Raw genomic sequence first — 23,869 nt, 5'->3', positions numbered from 1 at the left:
ACGTACCGTTCCCGATGGAGCTTGTTTATGTATAACTATTTCTTTCTATTAATGTGTTGCTCCTGCGGAGTTGTAGCAGCAATTGTTTATCTTTATTAATAGTCTCAGCAACCAACTGCATCCGCCTCAATAAACCCCGAATACAACAGCTTTGCATTGGGCATTTTATAACCTTTTACTCCTCCTTCAACCGTATATTTCTGTACTCTACTTTCATAGTAGGCATAACATGCACTTGTAATCCTAATAGACCTTTCATTTTCCTATTGGTAGTATCATTGTCTGTTACGTCGCACATCAACACGTCATTCACATAGTGCTGCAGATGATTACCTTTTGCCACAATGCGGCAACTATTCCATCCATCATGAATTTGTGCTTTTAAAGAATCCTGGCTACCTAAAGAATCTGTTACTACGGAAGGCGACCATACATTATTTTTTGCAAGTACATTTACAGGTTCTGTTACCGCCGGGAGTGTTACTTTTTGCCCACGGAATGCTATAATAGCCCTTGCCCGCTCTTCATAATTTTGACCTGTATAAGTATTAGCTCCGTCAATGTCAAACTGATAGCCTCTTAGCGCGTATGGCACATCCTGTACTTCTTCGCTCCTATACTGAACGCCACTGTTTCCTTTTGGGGAAATTCTATACTCCCAGGTAAGTTCAAAATCAGACGGTGTACCGCCCTCCCAAATAAGAAAAGTATTGGTCTTAAGGGGTGTTGATGCAGGTGTAATTTCGCCTATGATCGTGCCATCCTCAACACGCCATACAGCGGTATCTCCTTTCCAGCCTGCCAGCGTTTTGCCATCAAATAGCTGCACAAAACCATCGCTATTAGAACTGCTATCAGCACTCTCTTTATTGGAATCAGAACTGGCACCTTCAGAATTATTGCATCCTGTAGCTATAAAAAGGCCCGTTATAACCCACAACAAAGTGAGTTTGAAATTGATTTTTTGTAGCATTTTTTGTTTTTTATGAATGATAAATATTCCTGTAAAAAATCATTTTAGAGATCCACACCGGTATCCTTCCAGCAACCGGAAGCTGCTGCCTCAAGCACCGCCTCGCAAACCTTTTGCGTTTCCAGTGCCGTTTTAAAAGTGGGTTCGCAAGGTTCTCCTGTTTCTAAGCTTTTGAGAAAATCTGCCACCTGGTGAATAAATGAATGTTCATAACCAATACCAAGACCAGGTACCCACCATTTATCCATATACGGCTGATCGCCATCTGTAACATGAATAGAGCGCCATCCTTTTACATTGGAAGCATCCGCATTATCAAAAAATTCGAGGCGGTTTAAATCGTGCAGATCCCAGCGGATAGAAGCGTTTTCGCCATTTATTTCAAACGTATATAAAGCTTTGTGGCCACGGGCATAACGGGTAGATTCAAACAACCCCAGCGAACCATTTTCAAAATGACAATGAAAAATACAGGCATCATCAATGCTTACTTTTTGCACCTTTCCTGTTAACTGATGTACCCGCTCTTTTACAAATGTTTCTGTAACAGCAGCTACATCTTTAATAGCACCATTCATCCACATAGCTGTATCTATACAATGGGCAAGCAGATCACCGGTAACGCCGGAACCCGCAACATCTGCATCCATTCGCCATAATCCTTCGCCTCCTTGCGGAAGGTTTGCATTAATTGTCCAGTCCTGCAGAAAATTAGCGCGATAATGAAATATTTTTCCAAGCTTACCCGAAGCAACAATCTGTTTTGCTAAAGTAACAGCCGGAATCCTGCGATAGTTATACCAAACCGTATTACTAACGCCTGCTTTCTCAACAGCTTCTACCATAGCTTTTGCTTCATCCAACGTACGGGCAAGCGGTTTTTCGCACAGCACCATTTTTCCTGCCTCTGCCGCCGCTATTGCAATTTCGGCATGCATATCGTTGGGCGTACAAATGTCCACTGCATCAATATCATTCCGTGCAATTACTGCTTTCCAGTCTGTTTCCACCGATTCATATCCCCATTGTTCTGCAAAAGCCCGTACTTTATCTTCCGTTCGGGAACACACGGTTTTTAAAACAGGCTTATACTCAAGTTTAGGAAAAAAATTGCCAACCCGGTTATAACCGTTGGAATGTGTTCTTCCCATAAATCCTGTTCCTATTAATCCAATTCTCAGTTCTTTCTTTTTTGCCATTTTTCAAATTTTATATTGCTTGAAAAAAGTTTTTCCGTAATAATCAATTATAGATTTTATAATGCCAGTATAAGTTTTTATAGCATCGGCCTTGCATTGCATTTCGTTCACCAGCAAATCTTTGGAGCTTTAGTTTTCCTGCCCGTAATTATCTGTTCTTTTAAAAGAAGCTGGTATTACAACCAGCTATTCTGTTCAAAAAAACCACCCTTTTGTAGGGCATAAACGATGGCAGGATTTAAAGCACCAGTGTTTGAAACCTGCGTTTTATGCTTGAAAGTAAAGCAACATCGTCACTGTGAGCTTAAGTGAAGCAGTCTGTGGATAGCCGTAAATCATTATTAATAGGTTAATTGATGTTTATAATAAAGTTTATCATTGATTAGTGCATTAATATTGATGGCTCAGCCTGATTGTACTATCATCCACAGAGCCCTTCACTCCGCTCGCAATGATGTAGCGTAAGATTGCACTTCAGCAGCTTTCGAGCACTTATGCATCCTGTCGCAACAGGAATAATGCAACGAACTATTACTTGCTCCTATAACACCGGAAAACAAGTTTATAATACTGGTTCTTCTTTTTTTTCAGGCTGATACCAACCATGTGCATGGCGCACTTTTATCAGGGTTGCCAGTATATCATTCCAGGTTTTCTGCTGCGTCATCACTTCGTTAGGGAACATACAGCCATCCCAGCAAATGTGTTTAAATGCTTTGGTGAGTTCACCGTTTTCATCGCGCAGCCAATAACCTGCATCGTGAACAATATCCAATTTGCCATTAGGATCGGTTGCAAGGCAATGACGACCTGTTTTATCGTGGGAGCCGGTACCATGCACCGTACCATCATTTTGAGCAACATGAAAATCAATCGTCCAGGGGCGAAGCGCATTGGTTAAGGTTCTCAATGCTTCATCCAAAGCTTTTCTGTCTCCCCATTCAAAATCAACTGGTAAAATACGGTCTTCGGGACGATTATAACCGAGCAGATATAATAGTGTATGCGACATATCTGCCTGGAAACCAATATTAGGACGGCCAACGGCTTCCAGCGTTTCTATCATCGTTTTCCAGCTGTGCATACCGCCCCAGCAGATCTCGCCTTCGGCAGCAAGCTTTTCATCGTATTCCGCAGCAACATCACAGGCCTGGCGAAAAGTATCGGCAATCAATTTGGTATTATTTGCGGGATCGGCAGCCCAGCTTTCAGGTTTACTGGCGGAATCAATCCGGACAACACCGTAAGGACGGACACCGAGTTCGCGAAGTTTATACCCGATATTACAGGCTTTGCGAACCATATTCACAAACATTTCCCGTTCTTCCTTGCTTCCCATGGCAGGTCCGCCCCATATAGGCGCTACGAGGCTGCCGATTGTAAGATTATAGGAAGCAACTTTTTCGGCCAGCCTTTTAATATCATCATCCGTCATATCAATATTAAAATGCGGATCAAGAAGGCCGATGTCAATACCGTCGAATTTAATACCATTTACTTCCGCTGCGGCAGTCATTTCAAGCATGGTATCAAATGGAATGACTGGCTCCGAATCAGGCCCTTTTCCAACAATGCCGGGCCAGGTGGCATTATGCAGTTTTGGATAATTGTTTTCTTGCATATCGTTAGCTTAAATTAGAAAATTAAAAAAGATAAAGATCATAAAACAAGGTCGGGATTTCCGGGGCCAAAGTGTTTCAGCATAACAATAGGATCGTTTGCAGATGCATTAACGATGGTAACACCTTCCATTGCCGCTTGTTCGCTCACAAAAAATTCATCATTGGTTAGCTGTCCGTAGCGAATAAGCGACGGGGTTTCAATATCCCAAACGCCCATTTTGCCGTGCCCCTGCATCAGGATCATGCCATAAGCTGCACTATCCTTAATAGTAACTGTTGCGCCGGGAAAAACGGTCAGTTCTTTTGCGCTAAAGGCATCCGATTTGTAACATATCCAGTTTTCGATATATCCTGCTGCTTTCATTTCTTCCAAAGACCATACAGGCTTTGGCTGCATGTAACGGTTTTGATGAATATAAGGATCAAGATTCAGTTCCCAGTCAATCACATCCAACAGTTGTTCAAAATCGCCGATGCTTTCTTTTGGGGTGCCATTCCATAACAATTCTTCAGGAATGATCGCTTCATTAACCAGCGACTGATACATAGCAAATACATCGGAAGCTTTTTGCGGCTCGTAAGTACACATACTGCCCGGTGCATGAAGCAGTCCTGGTGGCACATCCCAACCGGTACCCGGTTCAAGCCGGAATGCCTGCGAATAATTGGTGATTTTATTATCGCCTTTTGTAAAATTTACGAGACATTCACGGATTTGCGCTCTTGTTGTTCCCGGTGAAAGTCCCATAAAAGTATAAGGGAAATCACCGCCATGATTGTTTAACTGTGGTGGAAAATAATAAGCTTCCGGTTTACCTCTCTGGCCAATCAAAGCTGCCTTTTCATCGTTGTGATGCACATGATGCGGCAAAGGGCCCATATTATCAAAAAACTTGGAATACATAGGCCAGGATTGATGCTCATTCCATAACCTGTCACCAATTAATGCGCCTTTTAGTTCATCTATTACATCTTTTAGCAGGATCTGCCCGTCTTTTGTTCCATCTTTAAAAACTACGGCGCTTAATCCTTCATTTTCACCGGTCAAAGGACCGTTTTTTGCAGGTGTTGTTGAAGAGAGCCAGCGTTCGTCAATACCGCCCCGCTGACCACCCAAAACGTAGTAATCATCGGGGTGAAGCTTAATGCGTCTGCCCGGTACACAAAATGATCTTGGCACCCAGGTAGGCGCCAGCCGAAGTATGCCTTTTCCCTGGTCTAATGCTTTTGCAGCTAAACTTAGTTTTTCCATTGGCTTTAATTAATAGTGATTCTTAATTTGCTTTCGTTGAATGTTGTAAAAAATCCTGAATTTTTTCTTGCTGATATAACACTTCGATCGCGAGATCGTAATTCCTGCTTTCACCCGGCTCAATATAGATCAAATTATTTTGTCCTCTTGCTTTTGCTTGTCCTATAGGCGGGTGTGTTCCCGGCTCCAGGCCGGTTACATATTCTCCTTTTCCCCAATGCTGCCAGTTGGTTAGCCACGGCAATTGTTTTTTAGGAAACCGCAAGGTCACAGCAATCTGCAATGTTTCATTATACAACCCGCATACACATTGGCCAGCATCATCTGCTTTTATATTAATAAATGCTACTTCTTCACCGGTTCCATTATGCGCATCCAGCGGCGCAGGGCATTTACGGAAATTATTACCTTCCCTGAATATTTTATCTTTATCTGCTGCTTTATGCAGATCGCAACTGCCCTCCCATATAATATCTGTTCCTTCGTTTACCAGCGGCCAACCGAAATTGCAGTGGTATAACAGCATGTGCGGCGCAGGTTTGTTACCGCGGTTGCGCACTTCATCATGAATATAAATAGCTGCTTTTCCAAGTGTTCCTGATATGGTTCGTCTTAATTCGAGGCTTGGGCCAAATATCTGTGTTTGATTTGTAACGCCGGTGATACGCATTTCCATTTTACCCGCCACAGGGTCCGGCTGTATGATGGACTCTATTGCTGCCGGAATATTGCTGATTTGTCCATGCAAACCACGTTCGCCAAAAGCATCCGTTTCGGGGCCACCAACATGATCAAGTCCACAGGTTGTAACCAAACCGCCGCCAAATGTTCTTAACCAGTCTGTTCCTCTATGCGAAAAGGGCTGAGGTGGTGTAACACCGGGATTATTTAACCACGCCAGGTTATACTGATTATAAAAAGCATCAGCAATATCCATTGCACGGTCAATAACCACTTTGTAACGAAAGCCGGTTCCTGTATTTATCCAGGCAATACGGGTTCCGCGGCCAGCACCGTTATCCAATACAGCAGTTTCAATTCCGCCCAATTGTGTAGGATTAGTTATTTTATCAGCCCAGCCTGGTTTCAAATTTATTTTCTCCTTTTATTACCTTTTAATGATTATGTAAAATGAAACCCTTCACTGCTTGTTCAAACCTCACCTCAACCCCCCTCTCCGGCGGAGAGGGGGGTTGGAAACTATAATAATTCTTTTTATTATTTGCTTTTTTGTTCTGCTACCTGTTTTTTGTTTGAAAAGATGGTGTCCTGTGCGTTACCGCCGGATTTCAGGTAAGCCAGCAGATCTTTCAACTCTTCCGGGTTTAAGCGATTGATCAGTCCGGGAAGCATGGGCGAAACATCTGAAAGCCGCGTACGGGCCACATCTTTTTTAAGTACTTCTCTTGTTATTTGAGGATCAAACGGGTTTTGAGAAATAATATATTTTTCATCATCCTGGCTGATCAATCTTCCTAACACGGAGCCTCCTTCTTTAAGATAAAAAACCGTAGCGCCATATTGATCGGAAATTGTTTTGCTTGGCTCTATGATCGCCTCCAGCATGTCTTTGTAAGAGAAGCGGGTGCCCAGTTGTGTAAGATCAGGGCCAGCTACGCCGCCTTCGCCTTTCATGGTATGGCAGGAACTGCAAAGCGAAGCAGTGAACATCGCTTTTCCATGTTCAAAATCGCGATTGGTAATACCACTATCAGCAACCAGCGTTGCTTCTTCTACCGTCCAGTCTCTTCCTGGTCCTTTTGGTTGCTGAACGGCATTCACTACATAAATGCCACCTTTGGCAACCAAAGAATCTCCCGACAAGGTATTATAATAAGCAAACTGCTCTTTGGGAACATGGCTGAGGGCATCTTTACGGGCAAGATTAATAAACCCAATAAAGCTGTGACCACCCTTGTATTTAAAAGCATCGTAAAACCACTTAAAATATTTTTCCCGCAGCTCAGGTGTCCATCCTGTTTTAGCCTGGCTTAGCACAGTAGCGTAAAACGTTTGTTGCGCCGGCGGCAATTTTGACAGGGTATTAGCAATATCCAACCCGTATTGCGGGTTACGAAGAATAAGGTCGGAAGATTGGGTAAGCGTATTTTGGTTAGACTTATCGTCTTTGGCAGTAGCGAGCAAATCCATTGTTTTTTCTACAGACTGAGGCGCATCTACATAAACCAACACCTTGCTCAGTTCCCGGTTTAATTCGTTTGTTTTGGCGGGATATTGCGGATTAAGATAAGCAGCTATCTGTGCTTTTACATCTGCTCCCGGCAATCCCAGGCGGGACATAACCAATTCAAATGCTCTTACAAAATCTATTTGTTGTGGCTCGGAAAGTTTTGTATAATCAGCACTCATCAGCGACTTCAACGCCTGGTCTCTTACAGCCGGATTGCCCTGGCGAGCCAATGCAATGATAGCCTGCGTTAAAATAACAGGGTCTTTTTCGTTCAGCGCTTTATCCTGCCATTCGCTAACCGGTTGATTCTCTACAGCAATTCTTGCAGCAAACCGAACAAATCGGTCATTGTGTTTTAAATAGGGCCAGGCAAAATCTATAGCACCAGCTTTTGGCTGACCATGATATTCTTCCAGTTTTCTGCGGATATTCAGCTCTTCACTTGGTTTTACCTCAGCGAGTTTTTCAGTATTGCCTGAGTTATCGCCATAATAAACGCGGTACAAATCTGATTCAAGCCTGCGGCCGCCTGTAAGAAAGTACAATGCACCATCAGGACCAATCATACCATCTGTTAAAGGCAAAGGAGAACCGGAAACAAACTCTTCCCCTTTTGCATTGTAGGACGCACCATTCGGCTCAAGCTGAACAGCGTAAATAATTCCAAAACTCCAGTCGAAAGCAAATAAAGATTTGCGGTATTTTTCAGGAAAATGTGCATTGTGACCACTAAAGAAACTGGTAGGAGAACCTTGACCTACATTTAACACCGGTGGTAAATTATCGGGAAAAGAAGGCGACCATTTATCGGTGCCGGGGCGCCAGCCAAATTCGCTGCCACTGGTTACATGGCAAATACGGGTAGGGCGATACCAGGGAAGACCAAAATCCCACTCCATATCCGAATCGTAGGCAAACATTTCTCCTGCTTCGTTGAAAGTGAGGTCGAAAGGATTTCTAAAGCCGGAGCTTATCAATTCCCAATGAGAACCTGTTGAATCCACATGCGCTATCCAGCCGCCATGCGTGTTTACGGTATTGTCGTGACCATTAGGATCTCTTATCAAAGGCAGCAGGTTATCAATTTCCCTTTTTGCAGGAGGAGATTTATACACGTCCATTTCAGGCATCTTTGTAAAATTTCCTGCAATCACATAAATAGATTTTTTATCGGGTGACAAAACAACGCTGTGCGGGCCGTGCTCACCGTTGCCATACAACCTTTTTAATAAAGACACTTTATCAAACTGATCATCTCCGTTTGTATCCTGCAAACGATACAGGCCACTTGGTTTTGAGAGAGCAGTATCGCCTTCATCATTCACCATTACATACAGGCTGTTGAAAGCGTATAATAACCCCTGGGCAAAGCCCATCTTGTGCATCGTTGTATCGCCTTCAACTTTTATCTGCAGTTTTTCAACGTTTACTTTTTGCGTTGTATCGGAGCCGATAGGCGGAATAGTAGTACGATAAAGGTTTCCATATTGATCGGAGGTGATCATTCTGCCTTTATCGTCGAAAGTCATGGCAACCCAGGAACCCTGTTCATTCTCGCCGGGAGAATATAGATGATCGGCGTGAAAACCTTCAGGTAGTTTGAGGTTTGCCACTTTTGGGTCAACATTTTTATTTTCTGATTCTGAGCCAGATGGACTACAGGCAGTTGCTGAAATAATAAGAATTAAAAATCCTATCAGTGTTCTTTCTAATCTCATCTTCGAAATAGTCATGTACAGATGCTAATTTTAAGGTTAAACAATTTGAAGCTAAATATTATATTTCTTTTTTAGAATAAAGCGTTTTAAATCTCACGATAACTGGTAAAAATTTCTTGCAAAGCGCCTAAGAGTACAAAGAAGAAATTTCGTGAGCTTTGTGCCTCTGTGGGATGCAAATGATACCTATACGCCTGACTCAAATTTCTTTTTTATCGGAAAAATTGCAATCGTTTATCCTATCTTTTAAAAGCCAAATTACAAGCCTTCATTATAAAAAACATACAATCCGTCCTTACCTGCTACAATAATATCCTTACGCCCGGTATGATGCAAATCTGCAATGGCGAAGAAAAGCCCGGTTCCCTTTCCTTCGCCCAGCGGGCCATAACTGATAATATTTTTTGTAAAGGATTCGCCATTCCATTTAAAATAGTACAATCCGGACAAATCATTGCCGCCCGGATCTGCGCCATTATGAGCACGATAACGTTTTCCTGTAATTAATTCCATTTGCCCATCGTTATCAATATCTGCCCATTCCATCGTATGATATTGCGAATGAAAGGGATCAATAGGATGTTTTACCCAAATTCTTTTTGCAGACTGATCTGTTTTTTGTTCATACCAGTCAAGACCGTAATCATGCCCCTGACCAACGATAAGATCCATCTTGCTATCCTTATTCACATCTTCAATCAATACCGGTACGCTAACCGTTCCTAAGGTAAACTCTTTATGCAAAATCCATTTGCCATTTATTCTATCAGCCGGTGCCTCTATCCATCCATCGCTTATTACAAAATCGCCGCGACCATCACCATTAATATCGCCAAATCCTACTCCGTGATCCTGTTTTTGAGTTACCTCTACTTTTAAAAACTTTCCGGTGGATTTATCCTGTTTGTCTTTTTGCAGTTTATAGAACTTTAAAGAACTTCCGGGATTATTTGGAACAATTTCTACTGTTCCATCTCCATCCACATCCCAGGCTCTTATACACTCAACATTACCGGTAGTATCAATAATATGTTTTTTCCATTGTTCATTATTACCGGGATTTTCCCACCACCACATGCATTTGCTAAACCAGTCGCCACTTACAAAATCCATTTTTCCATCGCCATTTACATCCAATGGAATTGTAGCAAAATCAGCCCAGTATTCTCCCGTTGGGCCAGTCCTTTCAATATTACCAATAAAATGTCTTGTTATGAAATTCGGACCTTCATACCAAAATGCGCCGGATACAATATCCGTTTTCCCATCATTATTTACATCAAACACATTAACAGACTCAAAGCTCTCAGCAGCAATCATCTGCTTCCGAAAGCTTATTTGAGCCATTCCTTTACTAAAAACCAACAAACTAAAAAAGAATAATAAATATTTATTCATCTGAAAATTTCTTATGTTATATCAATGTCAGATGGAACCTCGCATTTTCATTCCTCTGTGTGTTTTAAGCAGTATTATGCCGGGTTTCATCAACATTTTTTTAGGCAACAGAACTTACTACATTGTCAATTAAATATAATTTAACCGCTATCTTTTCGGATGATGAGACCTATCCATCAGCGGGCTATCGGCGGGTGCCCGCACCCGCCGAACACTTCAGCTATTTAGTTTGACAATGTACTTAATATCCCGGCAGTTGCACCAATTTATCATTCTTATTCATTTCACTCCTTGTTATAGGAAAGAAATAAGCCTTGTTATCCCATTTTCCGGGACGTATAACAATGGGTGTAACAGTGGGAACAGTAGCGGTTGTATGATCGGGATTTAACGCATATACAATTTGCACCCCGTGCACATCATGATAAGCTTCGGGGCCAATCATCCACCTGCGAACATCAAAGAATCGTTGATCTTCATACGCCATTTCAATGCGTCTTTCATTGCGGTAATGCTCCATTAATGCAGTTCCGGATTCGGTAACATCGGGCATAAAAGATCTTTTCCTTATCATATTGATATACGTTCTTGCTTCGGCATCTTCACCAAGTTCAATACAGGCTTCGGCATAATTCAGCAGCACCTCTCCATATCTTATCCAGCGGATCGTTAAATCCTGAAAAGACTTTTGAATATCTACTGATTTATTTAAAAATTTAAGCATTGTAGCGCCGCATTCATTACCATTCCATGAATTGGCAATACTGTTACGTGTATCGAGTCCATATACAACATACTTTTCATTGGCACTGTTATCCCATTTTTCCCATGAACCGAACTGCCCCACTCCTACGGGATCGTAGATAGTTAGATCTGCCGGACGCTGCCTGTATTTATTTCCTTCAAAAAGAACAGTAGCAGCCAAACGTGGATCACGGTTACTGTATGGTTGTGCTGCCTGTGCAGGATTGCTTCTGCTGAACTTGCTTCCATCTGCCATTTCATACGCATCTACTAATTCATTAATAGCGCCAACGCCACCATTGCCATACCAGCCATTAGGAGCGATATTCCAGCCATTATAACCACCGCCTGTTGAAGCCGAACTATATTTCACGAAAATATCTTCTACACTTTTGGTGGATGTAAAAAGATCACTATAATTCTGGGTAGCTTCTTCGGCAGATGCAGGTGATGGTTTATATAATTCATATATGCCTAAATCTATAACAGCTTTAGCAGCATCTTTTGCAGCCTGCCAGCGGGCTCTTGCATCGCCCTCTGTATAACCCAATAATTCCGGGCGGGAAAATCCATTTATTACACTTCCATTTTTTTCAGGATTATGCAGATCACTGGCTGCATATAATAAAACCCTCGATTTTAAAGCAAGCGCAGCACCTTTGGTTGCCCTGCCATCATTGTCACCACTCTGAATAAGGGGTAATAAATTGGCAGCAGAATCAAGATCACTTACAATAAAATTTATACAATCTGCATAAGTGCTTTGTTCTATTTTAAAATCATCATCCAAGCCATAAACATTTGTAATAATAGGCACACCGCCATAATAATTAGTTAACCTGAAATAGAGATAAGCCCGGAGGAAATGAACTTCCCCCAGCATTCTGTCTTTCAAAGAAACCCCATCAACCGGCGTTGGGTCGAATGATGCTTTAGAAAGATTTTCCAGAGCTACATTGCAATGCCGGATAGCACTGTATGCTCCACTCCATCCGCCGTATTCTCCATCATCCTGTGTTATCACCATGTTATTAAAATTCAGGCCATCCGCATCCCTGCTTCTTGATTCATCTACATTCCCGGCATTCATTGCAGGCCCTGCAGGCAGCTCGTTATAAATGCCATTGATGTAAGTAGCGGTTAAGGCAGGATCGCCCCACTCATCCTCGCTTGAGAACTCCGTTAAAGATTTTTTATTCAGGAAGTCTTTACTGCAGGCAGATAACAGGAGCACCAATAAAAGTATCGTATATACACTTACTAAATTCTTCATTTCAAAAATTTTAAAAGGTTACTGTTAAACCAAAAGAAATGGTTTTGTTTAATGGATAAACCTGGCTGTTAACCCAGATAGAACCCGGTGCAGTATTGGGAGATTCGGGATCAAAATCCTTTAAGCCGGTAAGCGTTACCAGATTTAAACCGCTGGCATACACTCTACAGCCGGTGAGGCCTATTCTTTTAATAAGGTTTTGCGGAAGTGAGTAGCCGATTTCAGCATTTTTTAGCCTCATATAATTGCTGTTTCTTACCCAATAAGTATTGTTGGGCCATCCATCGGCCATCCAGTATTGAGAGGTACGGTTCCATGCTCTTGGTTTTTTAGCATCTATATTATCGGGCGTCCAGCGGCCTGTTACATTTTCCATTCTAAAGTTGCCTGCCTCACCAGAAAATTCGGTATAAGCTCTTTCTGCACCGGCAGCGCCTTGTATTAATATGGAAGCGTCGAAATTTTTGTATTCCAGGCTAATACCCACCCCCCCTGTAAAAGTGGGTATATCTGTCTTATCATCCCTTATGCGATCGAGCCCATCAATCTTACCATCTTCGTTCACATCTTTAAATATAATATCGCCGGGCTGCGCGCCATCCCAATGCGGGTATTTATCCACCGCAGTCTGATCTCTGAATATTCCTATTGCCTGATAATATAAATGCGCATTCATTGGGTGGCCGGTAGTTCTCTGATAGTCTGGTATGCCAGGTGTTTCGTCCCAGTCTAAAATCTTATTCTGTGCATAGGAGCCGTTTACAGAGATGGTATAAATTAAATTGCCTATCTTACTATTGTAGCCTACCTGGTACTCAAAGCCCTTGTTAGAAACTTTGGCGAAGTTTTGCTGCGGCAGGCTCAACCCGGCAGAACCGGGAACAGAGGCATTTTTCCACCATAAGATATTAGAACGAACGTTATAAAAATAGTCGGCCGATACACTAAGCTTGCCGGAGAACATCCGCGCATCGAAACCAATATTGGATTGATTGGCAACTTCCCAGGTGATGTTTGGGTTGGGGGTACGAACCTGTGCGCTGGTATTGAAAACAACATTTTGATTAAATGTATAAGTACCATTATAGGCGAAGTTAGCCGCAAACTGATAAGGAGCTATCCGGTCATTACCCGTTTGTCCCCACGATCCTCTGATCTTCATGTCGTTGATAAATGCAATATGCTGCTTCCAGAATTTTTCTTCGGAAATTCTCCAGCCGAGGGAAATTCCGGGAAAAAAGCCGTATTGAGAACCCGGAGGGAAAACGTAAGAGCCATCTTCTCTAAAAACAAATTCAGCTAAATATTTACCTTCAAAATCATAGTTTACGCGGCCAAAATAACTTAAGCGGGCATCCTGACTGGCATATCCTCCATTATCTTTCAACAAGTTGCCACCTGCAAACATTTCGTCGATAGCGGTAGAGGTAAAATACCGGCGAAAGGCACTGAAATTCATTGACTTGCCAGAGATCCGTTCGGTACCTAATAATACTTTAATATTATGCTTGTCTTTTATACTCGTTTGATAATTGATCAAAGCCCTTAATGTGGAACTGTTACCATCGGTAAAGCCCTGCCATAGCCTTGCATCGCTAACGCCTCTCTGCCCTTTTACCAAAACGGGTATATCATTTTCATCGCGGGTTACTCCATCCCATGTATAAACATACCAGGGCTTTTCAAATTGTTTATGATTCAGTACCGACCGGTCATAACTTGCCAACCCCGTAACTGACAAACCTTTTATCCATGGTATCGTAATATCCAGCTTTACATTGGTTTGTAATGCAAGCGTTTTATCCTGCAGATAACCGGTAGCATCGGTGGTAGTAAGAACAGGATTTTGACCATATTCAACATCGGGGCCAGGTAAGCCATTGGGCCAGTAAGCAGGCAAATAAGGATATTGCCTGTTAAGTGCCCACCAGGTATTTAAAGCATCTCCGCCAATACCAGTGCCCGGGTAGTGCGCATTATACTGACCACCGGAAACATCTACATTCAGGTGAATATTATCAGAAATAGCAGCATCAAGATTACTCCTGAAATTAACCTGCTTATAATAGTTGGCACTGTTATAAAAAATACCATCCTGATAAGTGGTGCCGCCCGAAACATAATATTTAACACGGTCGGTACCGCCGCTTAATGAAATATTTGCATAATTCTGCGGAGACCACGGTTTTATTACAGCGTCAAACCAATCTGTATTGGGATGTCCCCAGGGATCGGAACCATCCCTGAATTTCTGAATGTCTTCTTCTGTATATTTTGCCGGCTGGTTCTGATACAGTTTAATTTCATTGATCATCTCCGCATAGCTTGCCGCATCTGCCATCTTTGGAAGAACCGTTGGCTGATTCCATCCTTGCCTGAGATCAATTTGAATCTGAGGCTTTCCTGATTTGCCACGTTTGGTAGTAACTAAAATAACACCATTTGCTGCTTCAGAGCCATAAATAGCAGCCGAAGCATCTTTCAAGACCGTAATGGATTCGATGTTGGCCGGATCAATACGATCCAGTCCACGATTTTGAATACCATCAACAATAACAAGCGGAGCATTATCCCCTAAAGTATTTACGCCTCTTATTCTTAATAAAGAACCATCATTCCCTGGTTCGCCTGTTCTTGAAACAACTACCAAACCAGGCAGTCTGCCAACGAGTGAATTGGAAACATTTGGAGCAGGAGATTTTCTTACTTCATTGCCGCTTACCGTAGCAATAGAACCGGTAAGGGTGGCTTTTTTCTGCGTACCATAACCTATTACTACTACTTCATTCAAGTCCTGGCTGGCTGCACCCAGTTTGATATCCACCGTAGCGCGGCCATTCACATCTACCTCCAGCGTGGTATAGCCTACATAGCTAATCGTTAAAGTGGCATTATCCCGCGCCTGAATGCTGAATTTACCGGTAGCATCGGTAGTGGTTCCTGTGGAAGTACCTTTAACCATAACACTGGCGCCGGATACAGGCTGCCCCTTCTCATCCTGCACCGTGCCGGTAATGTTTTTTTCCTGTGCAGAAAGCTGTAAAGTGATAAATAATAGGGTAATAATCATTAAAAAAGTTTGCTTGCGAAAGAGCCATGTTGTATTCCAACAGGAATAATTAGAGTGTCTTCTCCGCAAGAGCGTTGATTGTTTCATACGGCTTGTGTTTAACTTAAATATTAGGTATTGATAATTAGTGAAAAGGTGTTCTTTTTTAATATTTATAATACAATCAGATGTGGAGGTTTTTTTCTTTTACAAGTGAAACAGCATACTCATATTGCACATCAAACAAGGACAAAGACGGATGCAATAAGGCAAAAGATTTCCTGTGCCTTAGCATGAGAACTAAAAGCATTTTCATAACAAGCAATTTGTTTTTTATTATATGGCGTGGTTAAGCAATAGGCTCAAATATGACAAGCGTGATTTAAAACGTTAATGACAACACTAAATTAGAAAACTGGATTTCTTAACTGTTATGAACTGTTATGATGATGTTTGAGTTGCCTAATAAATAAGCAGTACATTTTAGCAGTAATACCCGTTAATCAGCCTGAGTTATATAAGCTGAAAGCGTTGAGTCTTGAGGAGAGAAAAACGACTGCTGTTCAACTGAAAATAGTATAAGCGAATAAGAGAAGTTGCTATTAGTACATTGCCGATTAAACTTATTTAAACGCTGCCATTTCGGATGATGTGACACCAACCATTAAAGGGCTATCTGCAGATACCCCCACCCGCCAAAATCTAAAATAATTTAGGTAACAATGTGGTAAGTAAATGTTGCACAATAAAAGTGAGTTCCTATTTATTCAGCATTTCAACTTAAGCGCAGATATGTATAAAAGTAAAGGCTTTAGCATAAGCATTCACTCATACTAAAGCCTTTCAATTGTTTGTGTATAATTCAGCAGGCTAAAGTTCTATATTACTTTTTCATGCTTCTCTTTATCAACTAATTTGTTCTTTATATTCCCGAACACAGGTTTGATATAAGTATCAATAATATTCTTACTAAAGAACATGGAGAATTTCTCCAACGCTTTGATACTTTCCCATTTATTTTTAGTATCCACTGCTTTCATAGTGGTCATTTGTTTGGCAAAGTCTCCCGGTGCAATCTTCAAAATACCCACGCCTGCTTTTGTTCCTGTTGTATTGGTGCCGTTGTAAACAGTGATATACAGTGTGGAAGTATCCGACCACATATCAAAATGTTTATCATGTTCTACCTGCTTATATCCATCGAAAAAATAATGTTTCCCATCATGGGTGTTTAGCTGCATACTGTACTTCATTTTTTTGTGCAGCGGATTATTTGCATCTTTTACAAAGAGATTAAATACACCATTGCTAATGGTCATGGGCTTATCAGAAAGTGCAGGCGCAATTACCGTTCCCACCATTGAGCCCGGATGCCCGGGATTGCTGCTAAAGACGTTAATATCCCCTGTTTTAATGGTTAGTGTAAACTGGAACGGCGAGTCTTCCTGCTTGCCGGCCTCATACGCTTTTTCAAAATCATCTGTTTCTTTTGTACTGAAAAAACCTTTCATTGTTTCGGTAAATTGTACGGCAGGAACATAACCTACGTCTGCCAAGTGTATAGGCGGATAATCTTCTGTTGCCTGCAAACCCATTTGCTGAATGATGATTTTACAAGCCCTCTCGGTAACTGCACTAATGGTAAAGAGCGGATTGGTGCCGAGTGGCAAAGGCACGATGGAACCATCTAATACATGTAAGCCCGGATGCGTGGTGCCATTGCTTCCGGTAAACACATTACCAATATGGTTGGTTACACCGGTGCTTGCACTATCGCCCATACAGCAACCACCTAATGGATGCACTGTTATCAACTTATAATTCAATTCTTTGTTCCAAACTACATCTTTCACGTACACGCCACTTAGCGCTTTTGTGGCATCTTCCATTGCCTTACTTGCTTTTTCAAAAATGGGTTGGCGACCCACATCTTTCCATTCAATATTCAGCCGTCCTTTCTTCAGGTTCATCTCTCCGTTGCCATCATCGTGCGACATAATCAGATACGTTTGCATATTGTTGGTAGCTCCGTAATAAGGTCCCCGCCATTCGCTCACCCACCGGCGCATGGTGGCTTTCATTTTATCCCAAAACGATGCACCCTCTAAATGACGCAACACGGTTAATCCCAACAAACTTCTGCTTACGAACGAAGCGATCGGCCCCGGTATGCTGCCTTCTTCAAAGGTCATTCCATCGGCAAGGTTGGGCTTATCGCGCATATCAATAACTCCTGTAATGCACGGGCCAACCGGCTTTAGTTTAGCATCGCCAAAGTGGCTGCCTTTACCCATGCCATTAATAGGTTCGCAGCAGTTGTAACCAAAACCAAGTACATCGCCGTTACCGGTAAAATGTTTGCCGAGCATAGGCGAAACAGAGAGTCCCTTTTCTTTGGAACGTAACAAAAATTCGGTACTGCCCAATGCACCGCCTGCCACTATTACCAGCTTTGTGGCGCGCACAAACAACAACGGTGCGTTGAATACATCGCGACAGGCATGAAACAAATCGAAATACACCAGCCAATCATCGCCGGAGCGCTCTACATATTTTGCGTCCACATTACAAAAGATTTCCGCACCGTGGTTCACTGCATCGGGCAGGTAATTCATGATAAGCATATTTTTTGCACCATGATTACAACCCGTTACACAATCACCGCAGTTGTTGCATTTGTGTTGCTCGTAGCCTACGCTGTTGGGTCCATCAGCAAAACTCACATTAATGTCCACATAGCTAAATGGCTCCTTCATGGCAGCCGCCGATTTCTTTAATGCTTTTGTTTTCGCCAGTTCGGGATAGCCGGGCGCATTTACCGGATAGGGTTGCGGAGCCAGCACCTGCGCTGCTTTTCCATATCCTTCTTCAAGGCTTTTCCTATCGTTGCGGATGGCAGTTGGCCAGCGTGTATCTTCAAACACGCGCTCCACCGGCTTGATAGCTACATTGGCATTCACCAGCGAAGTGCCGCCCAATCCACAGCCTTTAAATACCGTAATATCTTCGCTGATGTGAAATTCATATAAGCCATTGCCTGTTGCTGTACGACTATCCGCATTTACCTGCATTTCCTTTGCCGCTTCCGACATATTATCCGGAAAATCGCCGGGCTGCATTTCTTTGCCTTTTTCCAGCAGGCACACCTGCAATCCGGCTCTTGCAAAGCGTGCAGCCGCAATGCTACCGCCATAACCGCTTCCAATAATCACTACATCATACGACGGGCGTAGTTCGCTGATATGTTTTGATAGTTTTCTCATAGCTGATTATTTAAAATATGAATGGGTTCTTCGATGAGTGCACTTTCAACAACTGCTCCTGTAAAAGAGTACGTGTCTTTATCTTTGTTGTAATGCTGCTGCCATTTTCTGGGTACTTTCTTAATGCCAACGGGATAAACTGTAACGCCATCTTTGTGAACATGCAACCGGAGAAAGTTTTTATAATCGGGCGAAGCAAGGGAGGAAGAAGCTTCGTTGATATGCATGTTGAACAATAGGTTGCTTACATACAAATACACGCCCATAACAAACGCGGCTATAATGCTACCAACAAAAGAGGCAAACAGAGCAGTGACTATTTTTGCAACAAGGCTATAGTTTTCTGCATTAAGAACATACCACAACGAACTATTATAATACAATGTAAGCAAGAGAACAACAGCTTGCGCAACAGCATGTATAAAACCTGCAACCGGCGCTGCTTTAGACGTTACATTCGTATCGGAAAAAGCATAAAAACCGGCACTCAGCCCTAGCGTGAGAATACATAAAAAAGGATGGCTTAATACCGTAAATACAAAATGTACAAACGGATAATGATATTTCATTGCATTAATAAATGCTCCCGGATAATGATCCTGTACTATCCAAAAAATAAACAGGTAAATACAAAACAGTAAGAAGGTGAATGTAACATTTTTGAATGGAAAAAGCAGGTTGCCCAGCAGCAGCCGGTGCGAATCTTTTTTTTCGGGAAATACCTTTTGCTGATAAATATCATTGGCGGCATCATCTCCCTCACGGATGGATTTTAAGCAGGAAGGCAGATTATGCGTCAAATGCAAAAAAGCACCACCGCCACCTGCAGTAAAATACTGGTGTCCCTGCGGTTTTTCCTTATTACAAAAGCGCGCATATTGATGCAGATCGCCTGTGAGTGTAGCCGCCAATTTGAAAGTTCTTCCTGTGCATCCGTTTTTGTTGTGAATGTAATTATCTACAAAAAATTTCAGCTTATCGTACGAGCGATCCTCTTTATGTATTTGCTTATACACCCAGGCCGGTTCGGCAGTTATCAGAATAATCCTGTCGTTATCTTTCATTTCGGTTTTGGCAATCGCTTCAAAATAGTTTAACTGCGGCTTATCAATGTCGGAATTTAACTGTATATCCGTAGCCCAAATCCAATAGTTGCAAGGCAGGGGCAATGCAAAATAACTGCGGTGCTGTTTGGTGCTCCAAATACCAATCCAGCGCTGCTGGCAAAAGAGTTTAATAAAATTGCCTAACCCATCGTACCAATCGTGGTTGCCGGGAATGGCGTAGAGGTGCGGACGGTCGTTTTCTTTGGTTAATTCAGCCACGTCGTCGCACGCCGAAGCAAACGGAATTTTAAAGCGGTTGGTGTATTCTTCAAGTGTAGGAAAAGGATACACTTCATCGCCCCCGAATATCAAAATTTTACCACGTTGTGTTGTTACGCTTTGCAAGTTGCCTTCCTCATTTGTATAGCTAAATGTTAGTGTTTTTTGTGCAACCGTTTTGGCAACAGCAAAAGTGGAGTTGAACCCATCACCTGTATCGTTGATTACATCAATCCAGATTTCTTCGTTCTTACCATATTCAGTTTCTAATTGTTCCCACTCTTTTTCGTTATCCAGGTTGTTGTCCAACGCTGCTTCCAGTTCTCTGCGGTCTGCGTAGTTGCCAAACGTGCCCGAAATCACCGCCTTCAACCCAATGCTCAGCAGCATACGGGGCTGATACCAATTCACCATTTTAGACTGCTTATATTGTCTCTCCATATCCATGCTTATTGAAAAATATAATCCAGTAACGCACGCTTCCATTTCCATTTTTCCACAAAAGAAAAATTGCCATCTATATACAAATGCGCCGCATTGTTTATCCTGTTAAGGGCAGGCTGGTAAAAGGTAGTTGTATTTGGCATTCCATCGTTCTCAGTAACAGTTATAATAGCTTTTTTGCAATCCAGCCCTACAAAAAGCGCAAGCGAATCGGAAAACAAGATACTACTATTTACCTGAATAATATTGTTGTTGTGTTGAACGCAAAACCTGCCCGATAGTTCGCCCTTCCTTGTTTTTACAACCCTATGCTCATATCCCGGAATTACTTCATCGCTACCTACCAATTCAATGGAAGCAAATTGCTGCAATACATATTCACTATCCATTTTTCGGATAAAATAAGCCAGGTGCAAACAAACTTGTTGCTTACCACCGTCCAGTAAAATACTGCCATAAAACTGCTGCCTGAAATGCAGTGTGGCATCGCAGTTTTTCATTACCGTTGCCGTTGCGGGATTGATAACAACAGGCATTTCCTTGTACTGCCTGCAATACGCTTTGGTATCGGCATAGCCCATGTTGATTAATGTATCGGCATCTATTTTTTTCAGAAAAAAAGCAGGATCTAATGGTAAAGGAAATTCCGGTTTTACAATGTGCAGTTTGATAGCAGGCAAGCCTTCTTTTTCGCGCGCATTATTTACCTGTTCCATCCAGTCTAATTCTCTCATGATGCCTGCGTTGGCGCTAATCTCTATCATGTGCACGTATTCATTAAAGCGCCCGTGCCGGTAAACAGGCGTATTGCCAATGCACCATATCAGCCAGATTTCCTGTGTGCCACGCTTTACCGTTTCCGTAAGGTTGGCATCTTTTATCCATACTGCATCGGTGTACCAATCATCTCCTATCTTGGTAGCGGGTATAAACATCGGCAACGATAAACCGGCGACCAAATGATTAATCGTTGCCTGCGTATGCGTAAAACTTTCTACTTTTTTTTTCGAGAAATTACAAACATTAAAAGTGGCATCAAAGTCAGTATTGGCATTTACCTTTTCTATATCAATACCCAGGCCGGGAAAGATGGCCTTTTTAATTCCTTCTGCACCATTGAAGAATTTAGAAAGCCGGAAATGCGCATCCTTAAACGGCACCAGATTCATGAACCCACCCAGCTTTAGTTTCCGCCAGCGAAGGCCTGCTTCTACAGGCGTAATACCACTCGCCAACATGGCCGTTCCAAATATGCCGCCGGATGTGCCATCCACATGATCGAATGATAATCCTTCCTCCTCCAATACCCTCAACACGCCTGCATGATAGGCAAGGCGCACACCACCACCCGCAAGAATAAGCGAGCGGTGAACAGCATTGTTTTTTGAAAGGAATTTAGCCATAAGTGAAATTTATTTTATCATCACATACATGCATTTAAGTTATAAGCAGGTGGCGTTCGTTTATCACCCAAATAGCTATGAGGCCTTACATCTAACATTCATTTGTTCTATATACTTTTTTATGAATAGGTCTGTTGAATAAAAACAATTCCTGTAACACTTATCCGCTCAATTCAGGCGGATAAAGCATACCAGCAATTAGCAAAAGCAATAATTAGCGAACTTCATAAGTATATATTGATTTAAAATAAAGCAGAATGATAATGCCCGAAATAAAATCGAACAAAGCAACCAGTCCTGCCATCCATGCAAACAAATGATGCGCAATGCCAATAGCTACGGCGATGGATGCACCAAACTTTTGTAAAGCACACCATAGTATAGCTGCTTTGTTGTCTTGAATGCTATACAGCGCATGAAGTATTAAACCACCGAATAAAAACATGAACATTCCAACAATGGCAAAAAAATGTTTGGTAGTGTTGGTGATTTCGGCACCCACGAGTTTTAAAACAAAAGCCGGAAACAGCATTTGCATCAACCCCGAAACAGCAGTCAGTATGCCAATTAAAATGATTATTAATCTCAGGTATTTTTTCATGCAGTTTTCATTTCACATTTCATGGTATAGTAGGTCATCATGGCTACCCAGGTAAGCGCACTAAAGAAAACCCGCCAATTATTCAGCGCCATCCATTTGATCAGTAATGGCGTTAGTTCGTTCTGATCTTTTACGCCGGCATAAATAATATCGTTGATGGGAAAGAGAAAATACTTTGCAACGATAGATGCACCAGTAAGCCCGATAAACGCAACAATGGCAGGCCAGCGCAAGATGTTTTTCCACTCTCCTATTACCAAAATAAAAGCAGTTGTGATGGCTATGGGCACCATTATCACAAACAAATTTGTTGCGGTTTGTGCAGGTATATCAAAGTTGGTTTTAACGGTATCAATGGTTAGTCCGCTCCAGCTTGGATACCACAGCAACAATACTGATATCATGAGTCCCATGTGCCACGAGGCAATGAAAAAGGTGTAAATACTGCTGATATGAAGCAGTATTTTTTTCAGGGGCGATCTGTTTTTGTGCGTAATCATACCGTTCTCCATACATTGTTTTTATATCCTGTATTTTTCATAATCGGTAACAGCAGGTGCAGGCAGCCAGTCTTCGCCTAATCCGAGGTTAATGACGCTTTCAAAACCTTCGGGTGTTACTTTATCGGGCTTGTCTTTGTAGGTTACAAACCAGCATTGAAAATGGTCGTCGAGAATGCCATTTGCCGAAGGCATAAACAAGGTGAAGAAAGGCTTGCTTTCAATGTCTAAATTGCGCATAAACGCCGTTCGCGGATGATCGCCGATGTACAGCGTTCCTTTAGCCTTTTTGCCCAGGCAAATACCTGCTTTAGCTTTGAAATAGATATAAGATTGCATGAGCATGTTGCGGAAATGTCCATAATTGGTAGCCCCGATGTTGATGGGAAAAATGATTCTTTTAGGCTTTTCAATTTCAATACGAAAAGCAAATTGTCCATCTTTTTCGTATTGCGCAGAAACGGTGTTATCCGTTACTTTAAAATCCAGACTCGCTTTATGCTTTGGCATTCCCCAAATTCCCTTACCGCCTTTCACCGATATGTCGCTGCTCACCGGCAGGTCGAGGATAAACTGGCCGGTGCCGTACCGCTTCATCAGGAGTGCAGGCAGCATAGCGGGTGCCTGCTTTTTGCCTTTGGTGCAGGCCAGTGCAATGCTGTATTCAATGTATTTACCAATATTGGTATTAACATAGTTTACCACCGTTACCATAAACACCGCCTTGCCATTCGCAAATTTGAAAGGATACAGTTCGTTGCCCGGCAGTAGTTGTTTAGCTTTATCGTAATTGCAAAAGAAACCAGCCATAAAAGCAGGTGTATTTTTAGCTTGTACCGGCAGGGTAAAGGGAACGTCATCTACCAGTGCATAACGTCCGGCGTATGTTTTTATTCGTTTGGGTACACTCATAG

Annotated in this window: 15 protein-coding genes; all 15 read right to left on the bottom strand. The window is 42.2% G+C overall.

Annotated elements, in window-relative coordinates; genetic code table 11:
• Window positions 1-175 precede the first annotated feature (175 nt).
• Window positions 176-973: a 3-keto-disaccharide hydrolase gene (locus FC093_RS02240; RefSeq protein WP_137260098.1), complete on the bottom strand. Its 798-nt coding sequence runs from the start codon at window positions 971-973 to the stop codon at window positions 176-178.
• 44 nt (window positions 974-1,017) lie between these two features.
• Entirely contained in the window at window positions 1,018-2,172 is a 1,155-nt protein-coding gene (locus tag FC093_RS02235) for a Gfo/Idh/MocA family protein (RefSeq protein WP_137260097.1), read from the bottom strand.
• A gap of 562 nt (window positions 2,173-2,734) precedes the next feature.
• A complete protein-coding gene (locus tag FC093_RS02230; RefSeq protein ID WP_137260096.1) occupies window positions 2,735-3,793 on the bottom strand; it encodes a sugar phosphate isomerase/epimerase family protein in 1,059 nt (352 codons plus the stop codon).
• Between the two features lie 38 nt (window positions 3,794-3,831).
• Window positions 3,832-5,046 (bottom strand): cupin domain-containing protein, encoded by a 1,215-nt coding sequence (locus tag FC093_RS02225; protein ID WP_137260095.1) that lies wholly within the window; start codon window positions 5,044-5,046, stop codon window positions 3,832-3,834.
• Between the two features lie 22 nt (window positions 5,047-5,068).
• Entirely contained in the window at window positions 5,069-6,136 is a 1,068-nt protein-coding gene (locus tag FC093_RS02220) for an aldose 1-epimerase family protein (RefSeq protein WP_137260094.1), read from the bottom strand.
• A gap of 128 nt (window positions 6,137-6,264) precedes the next feature.
• Window positions 6,265-8,970 carry a c-type cytochrome gene (locus FC093_RS02215; RefSeq protein WP_206106486.1) on the bottom strand — a complete coding sequence of 902 codons (2,706 nt, stop codon included), beginning with the start codon at window positions 8,968-8,970 and terminating at the stop codon, window positions 6,265-6,267.
• Window positions 8,971-9,213: 243 nt separating this feature from the next.
• Complete coding sequence (locus FC093_RS02210; protein WP_137260093.1) at window positions 9,214-10,353, bottom strand: FG-GAP repeat domain-containing protein; 1,140 nt, start codon at window positions 10,351-10,353, stop codon at window positions 9,214-9,216.
• 241 nt (window positions 10,354-10,594) lie between these two features.
• Window positions 10,595-12,370 carry a RagB/SusD family nutrient uptake outer membrane protein gene (locus FC093_RS02205; RefSeq protein WP_137260092.1) on the bottom strand — a complete coding sequence of 592 codons (1,776 nt, stop codon included), beginning with the start codon at window positions 12,368-12,370 and terminating at the stop codon, window positions 10,595-10,597.
• A 10-nt stretch (window positions 12,371-12,380) separates the two neighbouring features.
• Window positions 12,381-15,527, bottom strand: coding sequence for a SusC/RagA family TonB-linked outer membrane protein (locus tag FC093_RS02200; RefSeq protein WP_240743152.1), 3,147 nt, complete (start codon window positions 15,525-15,527; stop codon window positions 12,381-12,383).
• A gap of 770 nt (window positions 15,528-16,297) precedes the next feature.
• Window positions 16,298-18,682: a GMC family oxidoreductase N-terminal domain-containing protein gene (locus FC093_RS02195; RefSeq protein ID WP_137260091.1), complete on the bottom strand. Its 2,385-nt coding sequence runs from the start codon at window positions 18,680-18,682 to the stop codon at window positions 16,298-16,300.
• Complete coding sequence (locus FC093_RS02190) at window positions 18,679-20,448, bottom strand: metallophosphoesterase (RefSeq protein ID WP_170970966.1); 1,770 nt, start codon at window positions 20,446-20,448, stop codon at window positions 18,679-18,681. Before FC093_RS02190 ends, FC093_RS02195 begins: the two co-directional genes overlap by 4 nt.
• A gap of 8 nt (window positions 20,449-20,456) precedes the next feature.
• On the bottom strand, window positions 20,457-21,854 hold the full coding sequence (locus FC093_RS02185) for a patatin-like phospholipase family protein (RefSeq protein WP_137260089.1): 1,398 nt from the start codon (window positions 21,852-21,854) through the stop codon (window positions 20,457-20,459).
• A gap of 214 nt (window positions 21,855-22,068) precedes the next feature.
• Window positions 22,069-22,455 (bottom strand): patatin, encoded by a 387-nt coding sequence (locus FC093_RS02180; protein ID WP_137260088.1) that lies wholly within the window; start codon window positions 22,453-22,455, stop codon window positions 22,069-22,071.
• A complete protein-coding gene (locus FC093_RS02175) occupies window positions 22,452-22,967 on the bottom strand; it encodes a hypothetical protein (protein WP_137260087.1) in 516 nt (171 codons plus the stop codon). The genes FC093_RS02180 and FC093_RS02175 overlap by 4 nt, the downstream gene beginning before the upstream one ends.
• Window positions 22,968-22,976: 9 nt before the next feature.
• Window positions 22,977-23,867 (bottom strand): acetoacetate decarboxylase family protein, encoded by an 891-nt coding sequence (locus FC093_RS02170; RefSeq protein WP_137260086.1) that lies wholly within the window; start codon window positions 23,865-23,867, stop codon window positions 22,977-22,979.
• Window positions 23,868-23,869 lie beyond the last annotated feature (2 nt).

Origin of the sequence: Ilyomonas limi (genome assembly GCF_005233845.1) — a bacterium.
In the GTDB taxonomy this organism is placed as follows: domain Bacteria; phylum Bacteroidota; class Bacteroidia; order Chitinophagales; family Chitinophagaceae; genus Ilyomonas; species Ilyomonas limi.
The sequence above is the reverse complement of the archived record's forward strand: the minus strand, read 5'-3'. Positions and strand labels throughout refer to the sequence as shown.